This window comes from Streptomyces atriruber (assembly GCF_001418325.1).
GTDB classification, from domain to species: domain Bacteria; phylum Actinomycetota; class Actinomycetes; order Streptomycetales; family Streptomycetaceae; genus Streptomyces; species Streptomyces atriruber.
Genome location: NZ_LIPN01000019.1, coordinates 17,632 through 18,376, shown reverse-complemented (window position 1 = coordinate 18,376; position 745 = coordinate 17,632). Strand labels below are relative to the sequence as shown.

The following is a 745-nucleotide window of genomic DNA, read 5'->3' as shown; positions in this document are numbered from 1 at the left end:
GCCGGGGGCTGGGAGAGGGGCCGGGAGAGGTCGGCCTCCATGGCGTCGAGCCGGGCGACCGCGTCGGCGTACGCCTCGTCGACCCCGGTCTCCAGGTCGTTGTGGTTGATCGCGTTGGCGATCAGCAGGACCGAGCCGTCCCAGTGGTCGAGGACGGCGAGGTCGCTGGTGAGCAGCATCGTCAGCTCGGGGAGCCGCAGGTCGTCCCGCTCCCCCGGACCGATCTTCTCCAGGCGGCGCACGATGTCGTAGCCGAGGTAGCCGACCATGCCGCCGGTGAAGGGCGGCAGGCCGTCGGCGCTGACGACGTCGCGGGGGGTGTGCAGTATCCCGATGGTGGCGCGCAGCGCGGCGAGCGGATCGCCGGAGGTGGGCACGCCGACGGGCGGGGTGCCGAGCCAGTGGGCCTCGCCGTCGCGGACGGTGAGGGCGGCGGCGCTGCGGACGCCCACGAAGGAGTAGCGGGACCAGGAGCGGCCGTTCTCCGCGGATTCGAGGAGGAACGTGCCGGGGCGTTCGGCGGCGAGCTTGCGGTAGAGGCCGACGGGGGTGTCGCCGTCCGCGAGGAGCTTGCGGCTGACGGGGATCACTCGGCGGTCGGACGCCAGCTTGCGGAAGGTCTCGAGGTCCATGGCAGCAGACCCTACTGACCGGAGCCGGGCGCGCCGGGCACGGGAAGGACGGGCAGTACGTCGGTGTCGAAGCAGGTGCGGGTGCCCGTGTGGCAGGCCGCGCCGATCTGGTC

At 73.2% G+C, this 745-nt stretch carries 1 pseudogene; it reads right to left on the bottom strand.

Annotated elements, in window-relative coordinates:
* Positions 1–632: pseudogene (locus tag AOK03_RS01655) on the bottom strand (anthranilate synthase component I); the annotation flags it as partial.
* Positions 633–745 lie beyond the last annotated feature (113 nt).